12 protein-coding genes are annotated in these 24140 nt (G+C 72.4%); 3 read left to right on the forward strand and 9 right to left on the reverse strand.

The window, feature by feature from the left end; translation table 11 throughout:
• Nucleotides 1–19 precede the first annotated feature (19 nt).
• Complete coding sequence (locus EHO50_RS09930; RefSeq protein ID WP_128429518.1) at nt 20–658, reverse strand: class I SAM-dependent methyltransferase; 639 nt, start codon at nt 656–658, stop codon at nt 20–22.
• 251 nt (nt 659–909) lie between these two features.
• On the opposite strand from EHO50_RS09930, the gene EHO50_RS09935 reads away from it, so the two are divergent.
• Both EHO50_RS09935 and EHO50_RS09940 read left to right on the forward strand, forming a co-directional pair.
• Complete coding sequence (locus tag EHO50_RS09935; protein WP_128429519.1) at nt 910–1443, forward strand: GNAT family N-acetyltransferase; 534 nt, start codon at nt 910–912, stop codon at nt 1441–1443.
• Between the two features lie 163 nt (nt 1444–1606).
• Complete coding sequence (locus tag EHO50_RS09940; RefSeq protein ID WP_128429520.1) at nt 1607–2839, forward strand: serine hydrolase domain-containing protein; 1233 nt, start codon at nt 1607–1609, stop codon at nt 2837–2839.
• Nucleotides 2840–2891: 52 nt separating this feature from the next.
• Here the strand turns inward: EHO50_RS09940 and EHO50_RS09945 are convergent, their stop codons facing one another.
• Complete coding sequence (locus EHO50_RS09945) at nt 2892–3683, reverse strand: maleylpyruvate isomerase family mycothiol-dependent enzyme (RefSeq protein ID WP_128429521.1); 792 nt, start codon at nt 3681–3683, stop codon at nt 2892–2894.
• A 106-nt stretch (nt 3684–3789) separates the two neighbouring features.
• On the opposite strand from EHO50_RS09945, the gene EHO50_RS09950 reads away from it, so the two are divergent.
• Nucleotides 3790–4509 carry a lipoprotein gene (locus tag EHO50_RS09950; RefSeq protein ID WP_128430635.1) on the forward strand — a complete coding sequence of 240 codons (720 nt, stop codon included), beginning with the start codon at nt 3790–3792 and terminating at the stop codon, nt 4507–4509.
• A gap of 82 nt (nt 4510–4591) precedes the next feature.
• Here EHO50_RS09950 and EHO50_RS43955 read toward each other — a convergent pair whose 3' ends face one another.
• From EHO50_RS43955 to EHO50_RS09980, 7 genes are all read right to left on the reverse strand, one after another.
• On the reverse strand, nt 4592–4732 hold the full coding sequence (locus EHO50_RS43955) for a hypothetical protein (RefSeq protein ID WP_164904799.1): 141 nt from the start codon (nt 4730–4732) through the stop codon (nt 4592–4594).
• A 4-nt stretch (nt 4733–4736) separates the two neighbouring features.
• Complete coding sequence (locus EHO50_RS09955) at nt 4737–5375, reverse strand: SRPBCC family protein (RefSeq protein WP_128429522.1); 639 nt, start codon at nt 5373–5375, stop codon at nt 4737–4739.
• Complete coding sequence (locus EHO50_RS09960) at nt 5368–5730, reverse strand: ArsR/SmtB family transcription factor (protein WP_128429523.1); 363 nt, start codon at nt 5728–5730, stop codon at nt 5368–5370. Before EHO50_RS09960 ends, EHO50_RS09955 begins: the two co-directional genes overlap by 8 nt.
• 80 nt (nt 5731–5810) lie before the next feature.
• On the reverse strand, nt 5811–6590 hold the full coding sequence (locus EHO50_RS09965; protein WP_128429524.1) for an alpha/beta fold hydrolase: 780 nt from the start codon (nt 6588–6590) through the stop codon (nt 5811–5813).
• 65 nt (nt 6591–6655) lie between these two features.
• The gene (locus tag EHO50_RS09970) at nt 6656–7807 is read right to left on the reverse strand and encodes an alpha/beta hydrolase (protein WP_128429525.1); all 1152 of its coding nucleotides are present in this window, start codon (nt 7805–7807) and stop codon (nt 6656–6658) included.
• Nucleotides 7804–10137, reverse strand: coding sequence for a thioester reductase domain-containing protein (locus EHO50_RS09975; RefSeq protein ID WP_128429526.1), 2334 nt, complete (start codon nt 10135–10137; stop codon nt 7804–7806). The genes EHO50_RS09970 and EHO50_RS09975 overlap by 4 nt, the downstream gene beginning before the upstream one ends.
• 66 nt (nt 10138–10203) lie before the next feature.
• Entirely contained in the window at nt 10204–24129 is a 13926-nt protein-coding gene (locus tag EHO50_RS09980) for a type I polyketide synthase (protein WP_128429527.1), read from the reverse strand.
• Nucleotides 24130–24140 lie beyond the last annotated feature (11 nt).

The raw sequence follows: 24140 nt of genomic DNA on the forward strand, positions 1-24140 counted from the left end.
GGCGAGCCCGCCTGGGACGTCAGGCGGCGCCGCGCCGTATGCGCCACACGTTGTCGTCCCGGAAGCCGTCCACGCCGTCGGGCGACACGCTCACACTGCGCACCGTGTCCAGCGTCTGCACGGTCCAGTCGTGCTCCGGCAGCGCGAGTTCGTCGAGGACGCTCTGCAGCGTCGGGAATTCCACCTCGAAGGGCGGCTCGCTCTGCCACGACGGCCAGCCGGCGTGCATGACGATCAGCAGGGTGCCTCCCGCCGAGACCGCCGCTGCGGCCCGGCGCAGAATCCGCCGCTGGTCCAGTGCGATCGGCGACTGCAGAAACTGCGCGTTCACCAGGTCGAAGGAGCCCTCGGGGAACGTCTCGCCCAGGACGTGACGTTCCCACACCGCGCGGTCGCTCACGCCGGCCTCGGCGGCGTGCAGGGCGGCGCGCTCCAAAGCCGTGTGCGCGATGTCGACGCCGGTGACCTGCCAGCCGCGCGATGCCAGCCACACCGCGTCGGCCCCCTCTCCGCACCCGAGGTCGAGCGCGTTGCCCGGCCCGAGGCCGGAGGCCTCCCGGACCAGCAGCGGGTTCGGGCGGCCGCTCCACAGTCGCCCGCCGTCTCGGTAGCGGGCCTCCCAGAACTCGGCGGCCCTCAGGGCGGTGTTCTCGGTCATGGCGCCTCCCAGGTCACAGCTGTCATGGAGGGACTCGGACGAGCGCGGGGCTGCCCGGTCCCTGCTGAAGAAGGCTGCGGGAGGCCCCTGAGGGAGGCAAACACTCTTGCCGGTTCAGCAAAGGGTTCGAGGCACGCGCGGTGGGGCCGCGCCCCCGCTGACGTCCCTGGTCGGCGGCTGGCGGCGAGTCACCGCGCCGGGGTGCGACGCCGCAGTTCGCGCTCCCGGCGCCGGGTCGGCAGGATGGGCCCATGACCGAGATCCGCACGCCCCGTCTTGTGCTGCGCCGATGGTTGGACGACGACCTCGTCCCCCTGTCCGAGATCCACGCCGATCCGGTGGTGATGCAGGGCATCGGCGACGGCAGGCCGCGCTCCCCGGAGCAGACCGCCGAGGACATCGAGGCGTGGGAGGAGGAGTGGGACGAGGAAGGGTTCGGGATGTTCGCGGTCGAGCTCCTGGGCTCCGGTGAGTTGGCGGGCGCCGTCGGCTTGTCCGTCGCCGACGCTCCGGCCGAGGTCGCCGGCCAGGTGGCGATCAGCTGGCGGCTCGGACGGGCGTTCTGGGGGCAGGGCTACGCCTCCGAAGCAGCGCACGCCACACTGGAGTTCGCCCTGCAGGACCGCGGCCTCGACCGCGTGGTCGCCGTGCGCCGGACGGGCGACAGTGCCTCCGCGAACGTACTGGACAAACTCGGCATGCAGGCGGAAGGCACCGCCCAGCACCCGGTCCACGGCTACGAGGTCGTGGTACACGGCATCGACCTGACGCAGTACCAGGAATAGCCCCCCCCCGCGACCGGCTCGAGTCGAGGACGCGGGTCACCTCTCAGTCAGTGACGAGTGCCGTGCCGGGTCCGTGACGAGCCGGTGAGGCGGGGGATTCCCTCACCCTCCCTCCGGGGCATGCCACCAGGCGCCGGTGACACCGTTCGCTGAAGCTGGCCCCATGACCAAGCCACAGGTGAAGAACTCCCGGTCGCGCCTGGCGGCCGCCCTGGCCGGCGCGGCACTCGGTGCCGGTGCCCTGGTGATGCCCGCGTCCGCGGCGCCGTCCTCGCCCGCACAGGCCGGTCCGTCGGGCCGGGCGGACCTGCGGGCGGAGGTGCAACGCACGCTTGAGGAGGCGGGGTACGTCGGTATCTCGGTGGAGGTTCGCGACGGACGCCACCGCTTCCGGGCCCGGGCCGGGGAGGCGAAGCTGGGCACCGGCCGTCCCGTTCCCCATGGCGGCTCCCTGCGGGCCGCCAGCGTGACGAAGCCGTTCGTCGCCACGGTGGTGCTGCAACTGGTCGCGGAGGGACGGCTGTCGTTGGACGACACGGTGGAGCGGTGGCTGCCGGGAGTCGTGACCGGCAACGGCAACGACGGCAGCCGTATCACCGTGCGCCACCTGCTGCAGCACACGAGTGGCGTCCACAACTACGACTACACCGATGACACGGGCGACGACTCCGCCGCCTTCCAACGGCACAGGTTCGACCGCATCGAGCCGGAACAGCTCATCGCCGGGGCGATGCGCAGCAGGCCCGACTTCCCACCGGCCGCCCCCGGCGATCCCGAGCCCGACTGGAACTACTCCAACTCCGGTTACGTGCTCGCCGGCATGATCATCCAGCAGGTCACCGGTCGAACCTGGGCGACGGAGGTGCACCACCGGATCGTCGAACCGCTCGGCCTCACCGGCACCTACGCCCCCGGACACGATCCCTTCCTTCGCGGACCGCACGCCCACACGTACCACCGTTTCCCGGGTTCGGACGGCTGGACCGACACCACGGTCCGTGACATGTCCTGGGCCGATGCCGCCGGCGCACTCATCACGACCGAGCGCGACCAGGACCGCTTCCTCGGCGCGCTGTTCGACGGCCATCTGCTACCGCCTCGGGAACTGGCGGAGATGCGCCACGTCGTGCCGGTGGGCGAGGACTTCCAGGTGCCCTTCCCCGGACTGCATTACGGACTGGGGCTGATGCGGCAACCGCTGAGCTGCGGCGGGTACCGATGGGGCCACGGCGGCGACACCGACGGCGGCACCGTCAGGAACGGCCTCACCGAGGACGGGTCGCGCAGCATCGTCATCAGCGCCACCGGCAAGGTTCCCGAGGACGAACCGCTGTTGCGCGCCGAGGCAGCCGTCCAGCGGCTCGTCGACACCGTGCTCTGCGAGGGCGTCCGGTGATGCGGCCCACGCCGTCGTGCGGATCGTGGACTCCACACCCGTGACAGGAAGTTCACTCCTCCGGCGCCTCCAGCCAGAAGCCCGACCGGGTCAGCCAGAGATCGAGCAGTTCCTTGTCTCCCTGCGTCCGGATGGCGGGCGCGGGGCGGCGGTAGAAGAAGAGGAGCAGGTCCGTCGCCGGGCCGCGTGCGGTCGCGGTGGCGTTGTCGGCCCCCGCGCGCCAGACGGGCCGCTTGCCGGTGAGGTCGACCAGCCATTCTCCGGCGTCGGTCGCGTCGAAGTGGAGCGTACGGTCGGGGCCGAGCAGGTCGGGCAGGTCCGGCCGGGGCTCGAACGCCTCGGGGAACGTCGAGTATTCCAGCCACTCCTCCACCGCGTCGAGGGCGAGGTCGCGCTCCAGTACGAACTCCGTTCCGGCCGCCAGGGCCGCGTCGGCGCGGTGCACGGCGGTCTCGTACGTCATGCGCCGCGCCCAGAACGTCACCGGCGCGGGCCGCTCCTCGGAAGGGTTCCACGCCAGTGCGTCGGGCCCGGCCGCGCGGAGGGTGGCACTGAGGCTCGCGGCGCCTTCGAGGAGCCACGGGATCAGGAACGACTCGTCCTCGTGGAGGTAGGTGGTCGGGTCGTTCACCAGGTCGTCGGGGGTCGGGGCCGATGCCCGGCTCCGTACGATCTCCTCCGCCCAGCGGTGGTCGCCGCCCACGTGCCGCAGCAGTTGGCCGAGGTTCCAGCCGGGGCAGGAGAGCACCGGGGCCGTCATGTCCGCGCCCCGCACGTGGGCGGTGAGGCGTTCGGTCTGGGTGACGATCTCGTCGCAGTAGCGGTCGAAGGTCGGCGAGGTCATCGCCTCATGATGCCGCAGGGCCAGGGCCCCCTTGTCAGTGGTCTCGGATACTGTGTGCCGCCTGAGCAAGATCGGGGAGCAGGATCAGGTGGGGAGAGAGCACGCGATGCTGGTGGGGGCGGGAAATGTACGGCGCCGGCTGGCCCAGGTGGCTTTGCTGGCCGGGGTGCTGGCGGGCTGTTCGGGGGCTGGGGAGGACTCCGACACGAAGACGTCGGCGAGCGCCTCGGCGTCGGCCGATGCGGCGAGTGACAGCGATACGGCAGTGAAGAGCGGTGGCACCATCGGCGCCGCCGGATCGGCCTGTGAGCTGCCCGTCACATTCGACATCGCCGAGGACTGGGAGGCGGAGGCGGTCGACGCCGGGGCGGCCGAGGAGAAGGTGGCCGACAGCGGTGACGGCTCCGCCGATTCCGAGAAGGAAGAGCTGGCCCAGGAGATCGCCGACGCACTCCTGTACCAGGGCCCTGTCGCCGCGGCCTGTGAAGTCGATGCCAAGCCGGCGGGGAACATCGGCTTCCTCCGCGTCTGGACGGGCAAGCCGGGTGACGTGGACGCACGCACCGTGCTGGAGGGCTTCGTCGCGGCGGAGAACGGCGTGAGCAAGGCGAAGTACAGCACCTTCAAGGCCGGGGACGTCGTCGGCGCCGAGGTGAAGTACCTCTACACCAGCGAGCTCCTGGAGGAGACGAAGGAGGAGTCGGCCATAGCCGTCACCACCGAGAAGGGTCCGGTCATCATACACCTCGGCGGACTGGACACCGACGAGCACCGGGCGATGCTGCCGGCATACGAACTCGCCAAGCGGACCCTGCGCATCGGCTGAGCAGCGGGGGTGTTCGGCGCGGACGGCAAGGGCGCCGCGCCGGACCGGGCCGTGGGCGGTCGGGCAACGTATCCGGCGTCGGTCAGGATGCCGTGCAGGCGCCGATCGCGGGGGCCGTGCTGTTGCCGTTCTTCATGACGGTGAAGCCGAAGCTCGTCGACGCTCCGGCGGCCAGGCTGCCGTTGTTGGTTCGCCGCGACGGCGGCGCCGAAAGTTGGCTCAAGACACTACGACTCGGCCCCCGTGTAGAACGCGATCGTCGCCGCCGTGGTGGACGCCACGACTGCCTCGTCGGCCCCCGAGGCGGCGTAGGCCTCTCCCCACAGCTCACCCGACCGCGTCGCGTATGCCTTGCCCTCGTCCGAGAGCTGCCAGGCCTCGGCCTCCTGCCTGCTCATCCCGCCGCCGGCGAGGTGCATGCCGAGGCCCAGCAGCGCGCCGTCCCAGCCGACACCCACGGCTCCCGGCCCGAACCGGTCCCAGAAGTCGGGCGGCACCACGGCCACATGCTCCAGCTCCAGTACCGTGCGCTCCTCGCCGTCGGGAGTGAGCCGCACCTCGACCTCGCTGAAGCCCGGGTCGGGCCCGAACAGCCAGCTGACCCGCAGCAGCGTCGGCTCCTCGCACCGCAGGATCTCCCCGCCGGCCTGGCCCTCCAGCTGATACCGCCCGCCGACCTTGAACTCCCCGCTCACCGGCAGGAACCAGCGACCGATCCGCTCGGGCGATGTCACCGCGTCCCACACGTCGGCGATCTCGGCGTCGTACGTACGCCGCATCAGCACTGTGCGGGCCTCGCCCGCCTCGACCTGCCGTACACCGACCTGCCGGTGCAGGCGGTTCAGCTCGTCGACGATCTCACTCATCCCCGCTCGCTTCCTTTCTCGCTCTGCGTTCGCGCTTGCCTCGCGCGAGTTCCGTTTCGAGGGCGTCGAGCCGCTGCCCCCAGAAGCCCCGGAATCTCTCCAGCCATGCGTCCACCTCCCGCAGCGGCGCGGCGTCGACGGCGTACAGCCGCCGCGTGCCCTCCGCCCGCACGGACGCGAAGCCGCTCTCGCGCAGCACCCGCAGGTGTTGCGACACGGCGGGTTGAGAGATCCCGAACTCGTCCTGGATCACGGCGCTCACGTCGCCCGATGCCTGCTCGCCGACCGCGAGCAGCTCCAATATCCGGCGCCTGACCGGATCACCCAGCACATCGAAGGCGTGCACGGAGCTCACTATGCCAGCTGGCGCTTATATAAGGCAAGGCTTAAATAAAGACCAGGGTCGGGCCTGGGCCCGAGCGAGGCACTGGCCTGCTAGTCGCTGCCGACGAGGAACCGGTCGAGCGCCGTCGTCAGTTCGGCGGGCTTCTCCACCGGCAGTTCGTGGCCGGCGTCCAGGATGCGGATCACCGCGTCCGGGTAGGCCTTGGCCATCCGCAGCATCTGGGAGACAGGCAGCTGGACGTCGTGGTAGCCGTGGATCATCAGGGTGGGCGCGGCTATCTCACCGACCTTGTCCAGCACATCGAAGGCGCGCATGGCGCCGTAGAGCGTCATGACGACCTCGCGGGGAGTGCCGGCGGAGGCGCGGATGTACTCGCGGATCTCCTCGCGCGGGTGTCCGGGCGCGAAGGCGCGCTGGATGTTGGCGGCGACGAACAGTTTGAAGGGGGCGAGCGTCGAGGCGGACATCAGCAGGGCGCGGCCCCGGCTGTAGGCCATCCTGCCGATCGAGTTGACCAGCACCATGCGCTCGACCCGCTCCGGGTGGGCGAGGGCGATGGTCTGGGCGATCATGCCGCCCATGGAGTGGCCGATGATCACGAACCGCTCGATCTTCAGGTGGTCGACAAGGGCGAGGACGTCCTTGGCCAGGTCGTCGATCGTGCGCGCTCCCGACCCGCTGCTCTCACCGTGCCCGCGCAGGTCGAGGCGGACGACGCGGCGCTGCTCGGCGAAGTGGGCCACCTGGTGGTCCCAGCGGTGCCGGTTCGCCGTCCAGCCGTGGACGAACACCAGGGGCACACCGTCGCCGTCGCGGGGGCCCTCGTCGTCGTACGTCAGTGTCGCGCCGTCGACTTCGAGCTGCGGCATGGTGGCCTCCTGGAGTGCGATATCTGGTTACTGACCGGTACGGTAACCGGCCGTGCGGGCTGCCGTCATCGGCGTTCGCCCAGGAAATCGAGGATGTGCCCGAACACGTCGAGGGCCGCTCCCCTGCCGAGGAACGTGTCCAGGTGGCCGTAGCCGGGGATCTCGGTGTACGTGACGTCCAGTTGGGGTTGGCGGTGGGCGAGGACGTCCCGGCAGAGTTTCTGGGAGTCGAGCCACAGGCCGTTCTCGCTGCCCGCGAGGAGCAGGAGCGGGGTGTCGATGCGGGCCGCCGCGTCCAGGGCGTTCTGCGGGAGGGTCCGGTAGCGCTGGTCGGTGTCGTGCCAGCGGACCACGGTGCGGGCCAGTTCGATGCGGCGCAGGTGCGGCAGGATCCACAGCGGGGCGGGGCCGAGGAGTTCGGCGAGACGGTCGTGGGTGGCGTCGGTCAGGTGCTCGTGGACGAAGAGCGAGGCGCCGGTTCCCCAGGCGGAGTTGTGCAGGATCTGGCAGGTGGGGTCCGGGCAGGTCGCCTTGCGGGAGGCCAGGGCGAACAGCGGGGTGTACTTCGACCACAGGCCGACCTTGCGGAAGTCGACGGGGATGTGGTCGATACGGGACTTGAGGAGTTCCCCGGCCAGGGTCATGCGCAGGGAGGTGCGGCCCGCGAGTTTCGGGGTGAGGAAGACGCCCTGGGACACCACGCCCGCGAGGCCGGGGACGAGGCCCGCCGTCATGCTCAGGGAGAGGGTGAGGGAGCCTATGCAGTGGGCGACGACGAACAGGGGACGCCCGCCGATGCGGGTGCGGATGTGGCGTACGGCCTCGGGGATGTCGTAGAGGGCGACGTCGTCGTAGGTGTAGCGGCGGCCCGTCTCGTTGTACGGCAGCCGGCAGCTGCCTCGCCAGTCGAGCAGCCAGGGCTCGTAGCCCTCGTCCAGGAGGACGTCGACCAGGTTGCGGGTCTCCGGCAGCAGGAACATGTCGGCCGACGCGGTGTGTCCGTGCAGGAGCAGGACGGCGGGGCGGTCGTGGGCGGGGGCGCGGTCCCCCGCGTCGATGCGGGTCAGGCCGAGGCGTGCGCCGTCGGTCGTGCGGAACGGGATCTCCTCGACCGTCGTCGGGTCGAGGCGGTGGTGGAGGGGGCGCAGGGTCGTGGTGGTCCTGACCTTGCGCAGGGCCGGCCTGGCGGTCCTGGGGCTCGGTGTCCTGAAGATCATCGGTGGTGCTCCGTGGGGTTCGTGGTGCGGCGCAGGTCGAGCAGGTCCGCGGCGGCCCGGGCGAAGGGGCCGAGCAGGCCGCGGCCCATCTCCAGGCCGAACCAGGCGAGCCAGGTGAGCTTGGCGGCGCGCTTCTCCTGGCTGGTCAGGCGTGGGTCGACCTCGATGCCGTCGATCTGGTCGCGCACGTAGGAGTCGGCGGGGACGACGACCTCGCCTGCCAGGCTCGCCGGTTCGCCCTCGCGGCCCAGCTCCACGGTCAGGGCGCGGGTCTGGCGCCAGAGGTCGCGGCGGGCGCGGGCGTACTTGTGGCCCTCCAGCCACCAGCGGCCGCCGTCGGCGTCCGTCAACTGCAGGTGGTAGCGCAGGAGTTGGTGGCGCAGGCCGTGCCGGTGCGGGATGCCTTCCTCGGGGCGGATCCAGATGTCGCCGCGTGCCACGGTGAGCGGCTCGGGGTGCAGGGCGGGGCAGGTGAGCTCGCCTCGGACGTCGACGCGGCGGTCCGTCACCAGCTGGTGCATGCTCGCGACGGAGAGGGTGAGGGACATCGCGCAGGGGATTTCGGGGGTGGTGGGAGGGGCCCCGACCGGGGTGACGGTGCCTTGGGTGGTCTCGGTGAACCACAGGTAGGGCTGGTCGTCCTTGTGCGGGAGGTGGGCCAGGCCGTCGTGGGCGAGGCGTTCGAAGGTCTTCAGCTGAGCTCGGGCGTCGTAGCGGGAGGCCGGGCGAAGGCCGAGGGCCTCGACGAGTGCCGCGGTGCGGTCGGCGGTGGCTGCCGGGCCCTTCAGGGTCGCCTCGCAGAGTTTCAGGGCGGTGGGGCTCTGCAACACGCGGTTCAGGAAGGCCAGTTCGGGGATCGGATCGGCCTGGAGGCGGGCCAGGGCGTCGGTGCGCCACTCGTCCCAGTCCTGCACGCGGACGTGCATGCCGCCGAGGGCCATGTCCCGTACGACGTCGTCGAGGGTGTTGGGGACGCCGGTGAGGTTGTAGTCGAAGCCCCAGGCGTCGGGGTCGCAGATGACGGCGACGGCGACGCGGCTGACCCAGTCGACGGGGGCGGCGTTGAGGTAGCGGAAGGCGGGGACGGTGCGGAAGCGGCCGAAGGCCGAGATGAGGCCGCTGCTGAGGTCCTGGGGGTTGTACGCGCCGGTCTTCGTGTGGCCGCCGATGCCGCCCGGACGCAGGGCCGTGACGACCAGGCCGTGGTCGCGGGCCCGGCGCAGGGCCACTTCCGCGGCCCACTTGGTCTGGTCGTAGCCGGCGACGAGGCGGTCGATGTGGGCGAGGGGGTCGTCCTCGCCCATGGAGGGGATGCCGACCTCGTTGAAGACGGCGATGGAGGAGATGTGGTGCAGGGGCTTGGGGCGGCCGGTCGCGGCGAGTTCGGCGAGGGTGAGGGCGCCGAGGACATTGCTGGTGCGCAGGGACTGGTAGCCGCGCAGGAAGTCCACGGCGGCCGCCACACCTACGATGCTGTCCACTTCGTGGGCGAGGGTGTTCCAGAGGTCGTCGGTAAGGCCCAGGCGGGGGTGGCGGATGTCGCCGGGCAGCACGGTGATGCGACGGCGGATCTCCGACGACCAGGGCAGCGCGTAGCTCTTGAGCGCCTCGCCGAGCCGGGCTACGGCCGCCTCCTCGTCGGTGGCCCGGACCAGGCAGTACACGTGGGCGTCGCTGTGGCGCAGCAGGTCCAGCAGCATGTGGCTGCCGAGGAAGCCGGTGGCACCGGTCAGCAGGATGCGCCGGGGCGGGAGGGGGTCGGGCGAGGCGGTGAAGGGGAGGCGGTCGGCGAGGGCGAGGTCGGCGAGGATCTGGGTGAGGTCTTCGGGGCGGGCTGTGGAGTCCGACGCGTCGGTGCGGGCGACGGTGAGGGGTGGAGCGGCGACTGCCGGCGGCTGAACCGTCTGGATCGCCCCATGGGCAGCCCTTTCCGGTACGGCACTGGCGGCACCGGACCTTTCCAGGTGGCGCCTGGCCAGGCTGATCGGCCTGGCGTCGGCGAACACCTCGTCCAGGTCGATCTCCATGCCCAGCTCGTCCTCCAGCGCGCCGACGAACTCCACGGCGTTCACCGAAGTGCCCCCGGCGTCGAAGAAGTCGGCGTCGGCCACCAGGTGTCCTGAGGGAACGTAGCGGCCCGCTATGGCTGCGACGGTGGCGGCGAGCGTGTCCCCGTCACCCGGCGGGGTGGGGGCAGGCGGCGTCTCAGCCACCCCCGTGACCTTGGCCAGCAGGTCGGTCACGGTCAGGCCGACACCACCCCGCTCTATCGCCTCCGCGGTCGCCCGCTGATCGGCGGCTGCCGACACGTTCTCGTTCACCTCACGCATGAGAGCCCTTCACGGTGTTGCCCTGCCCCTTCATCGGTGCTGCCGGCTGCACACTGGTCCGCCTGGTCATTGCTGCCGCCAGGAGCGGAACGTCCGCAGCTGCTCCGGTGTGACCACGGCCTCGAGCCGTTCGTCGTCCTGATCGCCGCCTCCCAGTGCCGACAGCAGGCGGCGGGCGGGGGCGTTGCGCGGCGTGCGTTGCGCGGTCAGGCGGACCTTGGCGCAGTCCAGTTCCTCGGCGCGGTCGGCCAGCCACTGCAGGAGGCGTTCCTCGACGCCTCGGCCGAGTGCACGGCAGCTCATCAGCCAGGCCAGGACGTCGAGTTGGTCGCCCTCGGGGCGCAGGGCGAGGAGGCCGATCTGGCCGTAGTCGCCGAAGCGGTCGCGGGCCGCAGCCGTCCATACCTCGCCGTGTTCCCGCCACCGGGCGACGTCGCCGCCGTCGGCGGAGCGGGCGCGGAGGGTGAACTGGTTGGTGCGGCGGACGAGTTGCTCGGCCCGCTGCACATCGGCGTCGGACAGGGCCCGGATGTCGACCTGGAGTTCCAGCCCGTCCAGGAACTCCTCGAAGCCGGCCTGTTCGCGTACGGCGTCCCGCTCCCGCTCTTGCTCGTAGAACCGCGCTCGCAGCGCGTCCTCGGCCGTCGCCGCGGCTGGGACCAGCGGCCACAACCGGCCCAGGAACTCAGGCAGTTCGGCCGCCGACGGACAGGTCAGCGACAGCACCTGCGGCCGCACGGCCCGCATCTTGGCGATCTCGGCCGGGTTGTCGTCGAGGAACAGGAAGCTGTCCAGGCCGAGGTTGAGCGTACGTGCCGCCTCGGCGAGGCGGCCCGCTTTCGGGTCCCAGGCTGCGGAGAGCAGGCTGAAGTGCTCGGCCTTCAGGAGACTGTCCGGGCGGTCCAGTACGGCGCGGACGGTGTCCTCGTCGTTGTTGCTGACCAGCACGAGCAGCGCGCCCGCTGCCCGCCACTGCAAGAGTCTGCGGGCCAGCAGGGCTCGCGGGCCGGTCAGGTCCACGGCCTCGGGGCCGATCTCCCCGGCCACGCCGCCCCACAGGGTCTCGTCGCCGTCGACCGCGATCACCTTCGGTTCCGGGCGCCGTACCGCTTGGACGACCTCGGCGAGGCGAAGGGCCACGGCCGCCTGGAAGTGCGGGGTGAACGGGAGGTGGGCCAGGCGTTCGGTCCGCTCGTCGAAGCGTTCCTCGACGGGGTGGTGGCGGGTCCAGTCGCCGGGGCCGAGTACGGCGATGCCGGGTACGTCGGCCAGTTCGGCGGCGATCTCCCGTTCCCACCGGGTGAAACGGTCCTCGCCGCCCTGTACGGCGGGCAGGAAGCCGACGATCAGTGGCCTGCGGGTGCGCTCGGCGAGCGCACGCAGTGCGGCCGGGTAGGCGGTGCGCAGTTCGGCGAGCAGCGCGTCGTCGACGGGACCGAAGCGTTGCAGGTCCGTTGCCCTCAGCAGGACGACGCCCGTCGTCGTGGCCGGGTCGGCGAACACGCCGGACGGGTCACGCAGGCTCGCCAGTACGTGGTGGTACGGGGCCTCCGCGATGGTCGTCACGCCGGCGTCCCGTACGAACTTGTCGACGGACTCGTTGACGGACTCGTTGACGGACTCGTTGACGGACTCATTGATCGCCGTCTCGCACATCAGAGGCAGCTTGCCGAGGGCGAAAGTGGCGGCGAACGCGAGCGTGTCGGGTCGTGGCGTGGTGGAGAGCCCCGCTACCGGGGCCTCGGTGGCCGTCCGCGTCGTACGGACCGACCCCATCGGGTCCTCGACCGACTCCGCAAGCAGGCCCAGCAGTTCCTCGCCCAGTTCGGTGGCCGTCGCCGCGTCCAGGATGTCGAGGTTGTGGTCGAGGCGGATCCGGCCGGCGTCCGGGGTCATGGTGATCATCAGGTCGAGGTCGGAGTAGCCCGTTCCGGCCGGCAGCACCTCCAGGCCGGTCAGCCCGCGTGCGGCGCGTACGTAGTTGAAGTACACCTCCACCAGCGGCGCGTTGGCCCGGTACAGGCCTTGTCGGGCCAGCACCGGCAGCACGTCGGAGAACATGGCGCCCTTGGCCAGCACCTTCTCCAGTCGCCCGTCGGTGCGGCGCAGCACCTCCTCGATCCGCTCCCCCGCGTTCGCCTCGGCGGGGAACGGCACCGGCACACCGAAGAAACCCACCGAGTCGTAGGCGTCGGCGTGCATGCGGGTGTCCACGGGCACGGCGAGGACGAAGCGTTCGCGCTCGCGCTTCCTGGCCAGCAGGACGGTCAGGGTGCCGAGGCAGAAGGCGGCAGGGGTCACGGCCAGGCGGCTCGCGGCGGCCGAGATGCGGTCCATGAGCCCGTCCGGGATCGGCACGGTGACGCTGCCGGCGCGGTACGAGCGGGTCTGGGGACGCGGTCGGCTCAGGGTCAGGTCGAGGCGTGCGCTGCCCTGGAACGCCTCGCGCCAGTCGCCTGCGTTCGCGTCCACTGTGTCAGCGGCTTGCTCGGTGACCTGCTCGTTGGTCTGTTGCGCCTCGATCAGCAGGCCGATGTCCCGGTTGGTGACGGTGTCGCCGAGCATGCCCCCGGACAGCTCGGCGTCGATCTCGCCCGCCACCAGCAGCAGCGACTGCAGATCGCTGACGGCGTGGTGGGCGCCGTACACCAGGATCTGGCCGCGCGCGCCGCCGTCCAGCAGCTCGAATCGCCACAGGGGCGCGACCGCCAGGTCGAACGGTGGCTCCAGGAGCTCGCGCAGCCGGTCGGCGGCATCGAGGGCGATGTCCTGCGGTACGACCGTCCACCGCAAGAGCGGTTCCGGCAGTTCGCGGTCCACCCTCAGCTGCCGTCCACCCTCCGTGGCGGTGACGATGGCGGTGCGCAGGGCCGCGTGCCGTGCGGTGAGGCGGGTGACGATGCCGGTGAGGGTTTCGCGGGTGGTCGGGGTGGTGAGCCGTACCGCCAGCCCGACGGCGTGGGCGGCGTCCGGCATGCCGGGCTGGGCGCTGCGGAGGAGCCGTACGACGTCGCGGGTCGCGGGATGCAGTGCGGTCTGCGGTACCTCGGTCGTGCGCTCCCGCTCTCGCTCCTGCCCCTGCTCCTGCTCCTGCTCCTGCTCCCGCTCTGTCGTTGTCTCCCGATCAGGAAGCGCCGTTGACAGGGCCTGGGCGAGGCCTCGGATGTCGGAGGCCGAGAAGACGGTGGCGGCGGGGAGTTCGACGCCGAGTTCGCGGGCGAAGGCGTTGCGCAGCCGCACGAGCATGAGGGAGTCGAGGCCGAGTTCCTTCAGTGCCGTGGTCGCGGAGACCTGCACCGGGCCGCCGGAGACCTCGCCGACCCGGGCGCGTACGTATGCCTCCAGTCGTACGGCCCGCTCGGTGTCGGTCGTCGCCGCGAACACCTTCTTGACGAGGTCGTCCGTGCCGGGTGTGCCCGTGGGTGCGGCGATGAGGTCGGCCAGGATCGGGCGGATGCGGGCCGCGTCGGGGTCGAGGGCCAGCATCTCCCGGTCCAGGGCCAGGGGGGCGAGCTGGCGGCGGGCCGTGGTCAGGACGCGGTCGAAGAGTTCGCCGCCGTCCTGTGCGGAGAAGGCGACCAGGCCCGAGCGGGCCGTCGCGGCCTCGCGGGCGCCGGACGCGGACACCATGCCCACGCCCGACCAGGCGCCCCAGTCCAGGCTCAGCGCCCGGCGGTCCGTGCGGGAAAGGTGGTGGGCCCAGGCGTCGAGGAAGGCGTTCGCCGCCGAGTAGGGGCTCTGCCCGGCCGAGCCGAGCAGGCCGGCCGCCGAGGCGAACAGAACGAAGTCCTGGGCGTCCGGGGTCAGTTCGGTGAGGAGGGTGGTGCCGAGGACCTTGGGGGCGAGGACGCGCAGGACACGTTCGTCGGTCAGGTTGGCGATCGTGGCGTCGTCGAGGACGCCGGCCGCGTGGACGACGCCGGCGATCGGGCCGAGTTCGTGCCGTACGGCGTCCAGGGCGGCGGTCAGACCGGCGCGGTCGGCGACGTCGGCGCGCGCCACTCGCACGGTCACGCCGCGCTCCTCGAGACCCCTGATCCAGCCCGCCGACTCCGAATCCGCGGAGGGCTTGCTCCGGCTCAGCAGGGCAAGTCGACGGGCGCCGCGGCGGATCAGCCGCTCGGCGACGACGCGTCCGAGGCCGCCCAGGCCACCGGTGATCAGGTACACGCCGTCCGGGGTGATGGCGCCGTGGCCGCCGTCGTCCGGGCGGGTGCGGGTCAGGCGGGGTACGAGTCGTCCGGCCCCGCGCAGTGCGACGAGCCGTTCATCGTCGGCGTGCCGCAGCTGGGTCCACAGAGCGTCGGCGCCGTCCGTGGGCGGGAGGTCGACGAGGGTGGTCCTCAGTTCCGGGTACTCCTGTGCCACTGCGAGGCCGAAGCCCCAGGCGAGCGCTTGCTGAGGGTTCGTCACCAACGTGCTGTCACCCGCTGCCTGGCTGCCCCGTGCGACGACGAAGAGGCGGGGCGCCCGGCCCGCTGTCCGTTCGGCGAGCGTGCGCACCAGGTGGAGGGTGCTCAGGCAGCACAGCCGCGCCGCCTCCTCGGCCGTCCGCGCGTCCTCGATCGCCGGCGCGTCGAGTGCCGACAACTGGACTACTCGCTCGGGTGGCTCGCTCGCGAAGGCCTCGTCGAGGAGGCGGGCCAGGTGCTGCGGGTCGGCCGGGTCGAGGACGTAGCGGCCGGGGCCTTCGGTGGCGAACTCCTCGCCCCTGCGGGCGATCACATACGGCACCGAGGTGCCCAGCCGCTCGACGAGTTCGGCGGCCATGCCCGAATCGTCGGCCAGGATCAGCCAACTGCCCTTCGTGGACGGCTCGTTGGCGATCGGGCGGGGTCGCCAGCGGGTCTCGAACAGCGCTCCGTCCAGGGGCGAGAGCGCGGCGAGCTCGAACTCCTCGGCTTCCAGGAGCAGTTGGTCCTTGTCGTCGTACAGCCGAAGGTCCAGTGTCGCGGTGTCGCCGGACACGGAGCGCAGCTCGCACGTGACCCAGGCGGGGGTGGTGCGCCGGCCGGTGTGGCGGAGCCGTCCGACCCCGGCGGGGACGAACGCCCGTCCCTGGGGAGCGTTGCCGGGTAGTGCGGCCGTGTGGAAGGCGGCGTCGAGGACGGCCGGGTGGAGCAGATGTCCTGCGGCGGGCCTGTCGGCCAGTCGGGCGAGGGCGGTGGAGCGGGTACGGTGGCCCGACTCCAGGCCTCGGAAGGCGGGGCCGTAGTCGATACCGAGGGCGGCGAGGGCGCCGTAGACGGACGGGAGGTCGACCTGCTCGGTGCACCGCGCGCGCAGCGTGGCGAGTGGCTCGCTCGGGGCGGCGGTGGGTTCGGCGGGGGTGACGGCGATGCGTCCGCCGACGTGGCGTTCCCAGCGTGCGTGCTGTCCGCCGTGGCCGCTGGGCGCCGAGGCGATGGTGAAGTCCCGGAAGCCGTCGGCGGTGGGGCGCAGGACCAGTTGCAGCCGGGTCGGCCGGGACTCGTCGAGGCGGAGCGGCTGGACGAACCTGACCTCGGCGAGCCGTACTTCGCCGCCGTTCTGCACAGCCGACGCGGCCTCCAGGGCCATGTCGAGGAAGGCGGCGCCGGGCAGCCACACCTCTCCGGTGACCTTGTGGTCGGCCAGATAGGCGAAGCGGCTGTCGCGCAGGTCCACCTCGCTCTGGAAGATGTGCCGGTCGGCCTCGTCGCTGGCCTCCACGTGTGTGCCGAGGAGGGGTGAGGCGCCGGTTGCGGTGGCCGCAGCGGGTGCGAGCCAGTGGCGTTCGCGGGCGAAGGCGTAGGTCGGCAGGTCGACACGGCGTCCCGCCGGGAACAGCGTCGGCCAGTGGGGCGTGTGTCCGGCCGAGTACAACTCCCCCAGCCCGCGCAGCAGTACGTCGCGCCCGCCCTGCTGCCGACGCAGCGAGCCGACGCTCACCGCGTCGATCCCGGCCTCCGCCGCCACCGCCTCGATGGACGAGCCGAGCGAGGGGTGCGGGCTCAGCTCGACGAAATAGCGGTAGCCGTCGTCCAGCATGCGGCGGATCGTGTCCGCGAAGCGGACTGGCTCGCTGAGGTTGGCGTACCAGTAGGCGGGGTCCAGGCGGTCGCCGGGCGCGGATTCCGCAAGCACCGTCGAGTACAGGGGAGTCGCGGCAGGTGTGGGGCGGATGCCGGAGATTCGGTCCAGCAGTGGCCCGCGCAGCGGCGCCATCAGCGGCGTGTGCGAGGCGAACGGCGTCGACAGCGGCCGGGCCTTGATTCCCTGGTCGTCGAGGCTCCGGCGCAGTTCGGCCAGTGCGTCGCTGTCGCCGGAGACGGCCGTGGAGTGCGGGCTGTTGACGGCGGCGACGAACAGTCGGCCCGCGTACGGCGCGAGCAGTTCCTCGGCTCGCGGGCGCGGCAGGTCCAAGGACAGCATGCCGCCCTTGCCCGCGACCGGTGCTACCGCCTGGGCGCGCCCGGTCACCACGGTCACGGCGTCGTCCAGGGTGAGGGCGCCAGTGCTGTACGCGGCGGCGATCTCGCCCAGGCTGTGGCCGGTCACGGCGTCCGGGGTGATGCCGATCGCGCGCCAGGCGGCGGTCAGGGCCGCGTTCACCGCGAACAGCGCCGGCTGCAGATACTCGGTCCGTTCCAGTGGGGAGAACTCCTCCGGTGCCCGCAGCGCGTTGAGCACCGACCAGCCGACGTGCCGCTCCACCGCTTCGTCGATCCGGGTCAGCTCCTCGCGGAACGCCTGCGACTCGGTCATCAGGTCCAGGCCCATGCCGGGCCATTGACCACCGTGTCCGGCGTAGACGAAGGCGACCTTTCCCGTCTGCTCCTCCCGGAGCGGGGGCAGCGGCACCCGTCCGGCGGCCAACTCACCGAGCGCGGAACGCAGTTCCTCCCGGCCCTCGGCCAGGACCGCCGCGCGCCGCTCGAAGTGGCTGCGGTGGTGGGCCAGGGTGTGGGCGATGTCCGGCAGCGCGGTATCGACGTACTCGGCCTCGGCGTCCGCGACATCCTCGACGTCCTCGGCAAGGTGGCGGGCCAGCGCCGCGGCCTGTCCGCGCAGGCCCGCCTCGCTGCGGCCGGACAGCACGAACAGGCGCTTGCCCGGCGGGAGTTCAGCTGTCGCTTCCGGCTCGGACTCCGCCTGCGGGGCTTCCTCGACGATCACGTGCGCGTTCGTGCCGCTGATCCCGAACGCGCTCACGCCCGCACGCCGTACCCGCTGAGCCTCCGCGGGCCAGGGCACCGGCTCCCGCAGCACGTGCAGCCCGCTGTCCGCCCAGTCGACGTGACGGCTGGGCGTGTCGGCGTGCAGGGTGCGCGGCAGGGCTTCGTTGTGCAGTGACTGCACGACCTTGATCAGGCCGACCACGCCCGAAGCCGCCTGCGCGTGCCCGATGTTGGACTTCAACGAGCCCAGGTACAGCGGGCGGCCTTCGGGGCGTGAGGCGCCGAAGACCTCAGCGAGGGCGTTCGCCTCGATCGGATCGCCCAGGGTCGTGCCCGTGCCGTGTGCCTCGACGTGGTCGATGTCGGCGGGCCGCAGCCCGGACTGCTCCAGAGCCCGCCGGATCACCTGCTCCTGCGCGGGGCCGTTCGGTGCGGACAGGCCCTGGCTGCGGCCGTCCTGGTTGACGGCGGTGCCGCGCAGGACGGCCAGGACCCGGTCGCCGTCGCGCCGGGCGTCGCTCAGTCGTTTCAGTACGACCATGCCGGCGCCCTCGGCCCAGATGGCGCCGTCGGCGGTGTCCGAGAAGGACCGGCAGCGGCCCGTCGGCGACAGGCCGCGCAGCCGGCTGAACTCGACGAACGTCTGCGGCGTGACCATCAAGGTGACACCGCCGGCGAGCGCCAGATCGCACTCGCCCGCGCGCAGTGCCTGCGCCGCCAGATGCACGGCCACCAGCGACGACGAGCACGCGGTGTCCACCGTCAGCGCGGGGCCGTTCAGCCCCAGCGTGTACGCGAGTCGGCCCGAGGCGACGCTCAGGGCGGAGCCGGTACCTACGTAGCCGTCCAGTTGGTCGAGTCGGGTGCCGGACAGGTAGTCGCTGCCGAACATCCCCACGTACACGCCGGTGGTGCTGCCGGCCAGGTCGGCGGGCACGATTCCGGCGCGCTCCAACGACTCCCAGGCCGTCTCCAGCAGCAGTCGCTGCTGCGGGTCCATGGCCGCCGCCTCCTTCGGGGTGATGCCGAAGAACCCCGCGTCGAAGGACTCGATGTCGTCGAGGAAGCCGCCCTCACGGGCGTAGGACTTGCCGAGGGCGTCCGGGTCGGGGTCGTACAGCGACTCCACGTCCCACCGCCCCGCCGGGAACGGTCCGACCGCGTCCCGGCCCTCCTCGACCAGCCGCCACAGCCCGTCGGGGTCGCGCACTCCGCCCGGCAGCCGGCAGGCCATGGCGACGAGGGCCACCGGCTCGTCCGAAGGAGATGTGGACGCGGGTGTGGGCGCGGGCGCGGCTCTGTGACTCGCCCGGCCTGTTGTCGCCAGGGCGCCGGCCAGCAGGTAGTCGGCGAGGCGGGTGGGCGTGGGGTGGTCGAAGAGGAGGGTGGCGGGGAGTTTGGTGCCGATGCGGGTGCTGATGCGGTTGCGCAGGTCGACCGCGGTCACCGAGTCCATGCCGAGGTCGCGCAGTGGCTGGTCGGGGCGGACGGACTCCGCCGAGCGCAGGCCGAGCGCGTGGGCGGCCTCCTCGCGGACGAGGGCGAGGACGCGTGCGGCGCGTTCGGGCTCCGGCAGCCGGGCCAGGCGGTCCGCCAGGGTGTGGTCGCCGGGCCGCTCGGGGCGGGGTGCGGGCAGCAGGGAGCGCCACAGTGCGCCCGTCGGTGCGGCGGCTCGCAGTCGGGGCAGGTCCAGCGCCCAGGCGACCAGGTGCGCGGCGTCGCGTCGCAGGGACAGCTCGGTCAGCTCGCGGCCCTGGTCGGGGGTGAGGGCGCGGTGGCCGAGGCGTGCCATCCGCTCCAGGTCGGCGTGCTCGGCGGCGAGCCCCTCCCCCGCCCAGGCACCGAAGGAGATGGACACGCCGGGCAGCCCCAAGGCGCGTTGGTGGTGGGCGAGTTGGTCGAGGAAGACGTTGGCGGCCGCGTAGTTGGCCTGGCCCGCGTTGCCGACGACTCCCGCGGCCGAGGAGACCAGGAGGAAGAGGTCGAGCGGGTGGTCGGCGGTGAGTCGATGCAGGTGGGCGGCGCCGTCGACCTTGGGGCGCAGCACCTGTGCGAGGCGTTCGGGGGTGAGCTCGGCGACCACGCCGTCGGCGAGGACTCCGGCGCAGTGGACGATGCCGCGCAGGGGCGAGGCGTCGCCGATTCGGGCCAGTACGGCCGACACGGCGGCAGCGTCCGCGACATCGCATGCGACGATCTCGACCTCGGCACCCAGTGCGGCCAGTTCGGCGGTGACTTCGGCCGCGCGGGGGTCGTCGGCGCCCTGGCGGGACGTCAGCAGCAGGCGCGGGACACCGTTCTCGGCGAGCATGCGGGCGATGTGGCGGCCCACCGCGCCGAGGCCCCCGGTGATCAGGACGGTGCCGTCGGTGGGGATCGGAGCGGGGCGCTCGGACGGCCCGGGACGGGCCCGTATCAGGCGGGGGGCGAGCAACTCGCCTCCCCGCTGGGCGAGTTCCGGCTCATCGGCGTGTACGAGGGCGGAGAGAAGGGGTGGTTCGTCCCCCTCGTCGTCGCCGTCGAGGTCGACGTGGAGGTCGAGGTCGAGCAGGGTGAGCCCGAGGTCCGGGTGTTCGGTGCGGGCACTGCGCGCCAGACCCCACAGCACCGACTGGGCGAGACCCGGGACGGCGTCCCCCTCCGCGGCTGCGATCGCGCCGCGCGTCACCCAGATCGTGCGCGTGGGCGCCTCGTCCGGCGGGAGGGTGATCAGCGCCTGCAGTTCGGCGAGGGCCGTCGTCGCCAACTCATGTGCCGTGGCGGCCGGTTCGTCGTGAGCCGCAGCCCGGGGCCAGAATCGTACGACGGTGTCGGCTCCCGCATCGGTGACCTGGACGCCCGCCGCGCGCAGTTCGCACAGGGCTGTCGCGACTGCCGGGTCCGCCAGCTCGCCGTGGACGGCCCAGGCGGCGCCGGGTGTCCCGGCCGGCTTGTCCGGTACGGCCGTCCACGCCACCTCGTACAGGTGTCGGCCGTGCGGCGAGCCGCTGTTCAGGTCGGCCGGGTTCACGGCCCGCAGGCGTACGCCCTCCAGGCGGCCCGCCGGGAAGCCGTCGGCGTCCCACAGGCTGACGTCCAGGGTGAGGTCGGTGTCGGAGCCGCCCGTCCGGCGTACGGACGCGGTCAGGTCCGTCGCGCCGCCGGGCGGCAGGACGCAGCGGGCCACCGCGACCGGCAGCAGGACCCGCCGGTCGCTGGTGTCGAGGGCGGCGGCCACCTGGAGGGCGGCGTCCAGGAGCGCCGGATGCAGCGGGTAGAGGTCGGCCGCGTCGTGGGCCACGGGCGGCAGGGAGAGGCGGGCCAGCACAGTTCCGTCGCCGGTCGCGGCGGCCTGTCGTACGCCCCGGAAGGCCGGGCCGTAGCCGAGGCCGAGTCCGTTCAGGCGCTCGTAGGTGTCGTCGTCCCAGGCCGGTTCGGCAGTTTCGGGCCACGTCGGCGGCTCATCGGTCGGCAGGGCACGCGCCTCGGCGGCGGACGCGGTGGCGTGCAGGGACCAGTGCGTGGGCTCCTGGCCGCGCGGGCGGCTGTGGACCGTGATCTCCGGGACGGTCCCGGCGGTCACCACCTCCACGGACACCTCGACCGTGCCGGCGCCGGCGCCGGGCAGGGTGAGGGGTGTCAGGAGGAGCAGGTCGGTGACGTCGGCCGGGGTGTCCGGGCGGGCCACGGCGAGCGCGGCGCGGCAGAGTTCCATCAGGGTGGTGCCCGAGACGACGGTTCGGCCGAAGACAGTGTGGTCGGGCAGCCAGTCGGCGGTGGCCGGGGACCACTCGTTGCGGAAGGTCCAGCGGGTCTCGTCCGCCGACTGGAGCTGGATGCCGAGCAACGGGTGGGCGGCGCGGTCGAAGAGGCCAGGGGTGTGGGCGGAGGCGGCGGGCTCGATCCAGTGGCGCTGTGCGTCCCACGGGTACGTCGGCAGGTCCGCGGGGGCGGTGTGCGGGACCAGGCGGCGCCAGTCGATCTTCCGTCCGTGGACGTGGAGTTCGGCTGTGGAGCGGTCCAGGCAGGCGGGGCCGTTCTCGTCGCGGCGCAGGGAGCCGATCGCGACCAGGTCCTCGTCGATGGTGTGCAGGGCGGTGAGGAGGGAAGGATGCGGCCCGAGTTCCACGAAGTAGCGGTAGCCGTCGGCGGCCATGCGCTCGACGGTGGGCGCGAAGCGGACGGGTTCGCGCAGGTTGGTGTACCAGTAGTCGGCTTCGAGTTCCTCGGTGACCGGCTCCGCCGTGACCGTGGAGTACCAGGCGACGGGGGTGGGGTAGGAGGTGACTCCGTCGAGTTCGTCGAGGATCGTGGTGCGGACCGGCTCGACCTGGGCGCTGTGGGAGGCGTAGTCGACGTCGAGGCGACGGGCGAAGACCTGCTGCCGGTCGAGTACGGCGAGCAGGTCTTCCACCGCGTCCACGGCACCGGCGATCACGGTGGAGCGGCCGCTGTTGACGGCGGCGACGCTGATCCGGCCGCCGTGGCGGGCCAGTTGGGACTCGACGTCGGTGTGCGGCAGGGCGACGACGGCCATCGTGCCGGTTCCGGACAGTTCGGTCAGGGCCTGGCTGCGCAGGGCGACCACCGCTGCCGCGTCGTTGAGGCTGAGCGCCCCGGCGACGCACGCCGCGGCGACCTCGCCCTGACTGTGTCCGACAACCGCGTCCGGCCGTATGCCACGAGCACGCCATACGGCGGCGAGCGACACCATCACGGCGAAGAGCGCCGGCTGGACGACGTCGACGCGGTCCAGGGGCGGGGCACCCGGGTCGCCGCGCAGGACGGACGTCACGGACCAGTCGGTGAACGGGCGCAGGGCGGCGTCGCAGCGGTCGAGTTCGTCGGCGAACACCGGGTCACGGTCGAGGAGATCGCGTGCCATGCCGGGCCACTGGGCTCCTTGCCCAGGGAAGACGAACGCCAACTTGCCGGTGGAGGCAGGCCGTTGGGGGCCAGTGATCAGGTCGGCGTCGGCGTCCTGGTCGGCGGCGGGGTGGGCGGCGGGCTGGGGCTCGGTGAGTGCGCGCAGGGCGGTGAGCAGTTCGGTGCGGTCGCTCGCCCGGACGACGGCTCGGTGCTCGAAGTGGGTGCGGTGGTGGGCCAGGGCCGCCGCCACGGCGACGAGCGGCAACTCGGGCTGCCGGTCGAGGGTTTCGAGGAGGCGGCCGGCCTGCGCCCGAAGTGCGGTGGGGGTGCGGGCGGAGAGCGGGAAGAGGGTCGCGCCGGGGAGGTCGCGGGGCGGCGGCGTCTGCTCCTCGGGCGCTTCCTCCAGCACCACATGGGCGTTCGTGCCGCTGATCCCGAACGCGCTCACCCCCGCACGCCGCACCCGCTCGGGGTCCCGTGGCCAGGCCTGGGCCTCGGCGAGTACGCGCAGACCGCTGTGCGCCCAGTCGATGTGCTCGGTCGGGGTCTCGGCGTGCAGGGACGCCGGAACCTGTCCGTGGCGGAGGGCCAGTACAGTCTTGATGACGCCGGCGATGCCCGCGGCGGCCTGGGTGTGACCGAGATTCGACTTCAGTGAGCCCACGCCGAGGGGCCGGTCGGCGGGACGGCCGGGTCCGAAGACGGCGGCGAGGGCACGGCCCTCGATGGGGTCGCCCAGCCGGGTGCCGGTGCCGTGCGCCTCGATGTGGTCCAGGTCGTCCGGCCGGAGCCCGGCTGCGTCGAGGGCGGCGCGCAACACCCGTTCCTGGGCAGGCCCGTTGGGGGCGCTCAGGCCCTGGCTGCGGCCGTCCTGGTTGATCGCCGAGCCCTTGACGACCGCGAGGATCCGGTCACCGTCGCGGCGTGCGTCCGCCAGCCGCTTCAGCAGCACCACGCCGCAGCCCTCGGCCCACACCACACCGTCGGCATCCGCCGAGAACGGGCTGCACCGCCCGGACGGCGACAGCCCGCGCAGCCTGCTGAACTCGACATGCCCGCGCGGGGTCACCAGCAGCGTCACGCCGCCCGCCAGGGCCAGGTCGCACTCGCCGCCCGTCAGCGCCCGCGCCGCCAGGTGCAGGGCGACCAGGGAGGACGAACACGCGGTGTCGACGGTGACGGCCGGGCCCTGGAGTCCGAGCGTGTAGGCGATACGGCCGGACGCCACACTGGACGCCGAGCCGGTGCCGACGTGCCCGTCGAGTTGGTCCAGCGCGGCCGAGGCCAGGTACCCGCTGTCGTACAGGCCGATGTAGACGCCCGTGGAGCTGCCGTTCAGCGTGTCCGGGACGATCCCGGCGCGTTCGATCGCCTCCCAGCTGGTCTGCAGGAGCAGCCGTTGCTGGGGGTCCATGGCCGCCGCCTCGCGCGGCGAGATCCCGAAGAAGGTCGCGTCGAAGCGGTCGATGCCCGAGAGGTAGCCGCCGCGCAGGGAGTAGGCCTTGCCGGTGGCCTCCGGGTCGGGGTCGTGCAGCCCCTGCGTGTCCCAACGGCCCGCCGGCACCTCGGTGATGGCGTCCTCGCCGGCCGCCAGCAGCCGCCACAACGCCTCGGGGTCGTCGGCACCGCCCGGGAAGCGGCAGGCCATGGAGATGATCGCGATGTCGTCATCGACTCGGGCGGGCCTGCCGTCCGGGGCCGGATCCGCCACCGGGGTACGAGCGTGCGCGTCGCCGAAGGCCGCCTCGGCGAGCGCCGCGATGGTGGGGTGGTTGAAGACCAGGGACGGGTCCAGGGATCGGCCGGTGAGCGCGGACAGCTCAGCGGCCAGTGTCACCAACTGCCGTGACCCCAGTCCGAGTTCTGCGATCGGCCGGTCCGGGTCGACGGCCGTCGGGTCGAGCCCGGCCGCCTCGGCGACCGCCGACTCCAGCCAGGCCCGCACATCCTGGGATGTCGTGAGGGACGGCTCGGGGGACTGCTTCGGGGACTCGTGCGCAGGCATGTAGACAGGTG

It is taken from the genome of Streptomyces cyaneus (assembly GCF_004028635.1).
GTDB lineage: Bacteria > Actinomycetota > Actinomycetes > Streptomycetales > Streptomycetaceae > Streptomyces > Streptomyces cyaneus.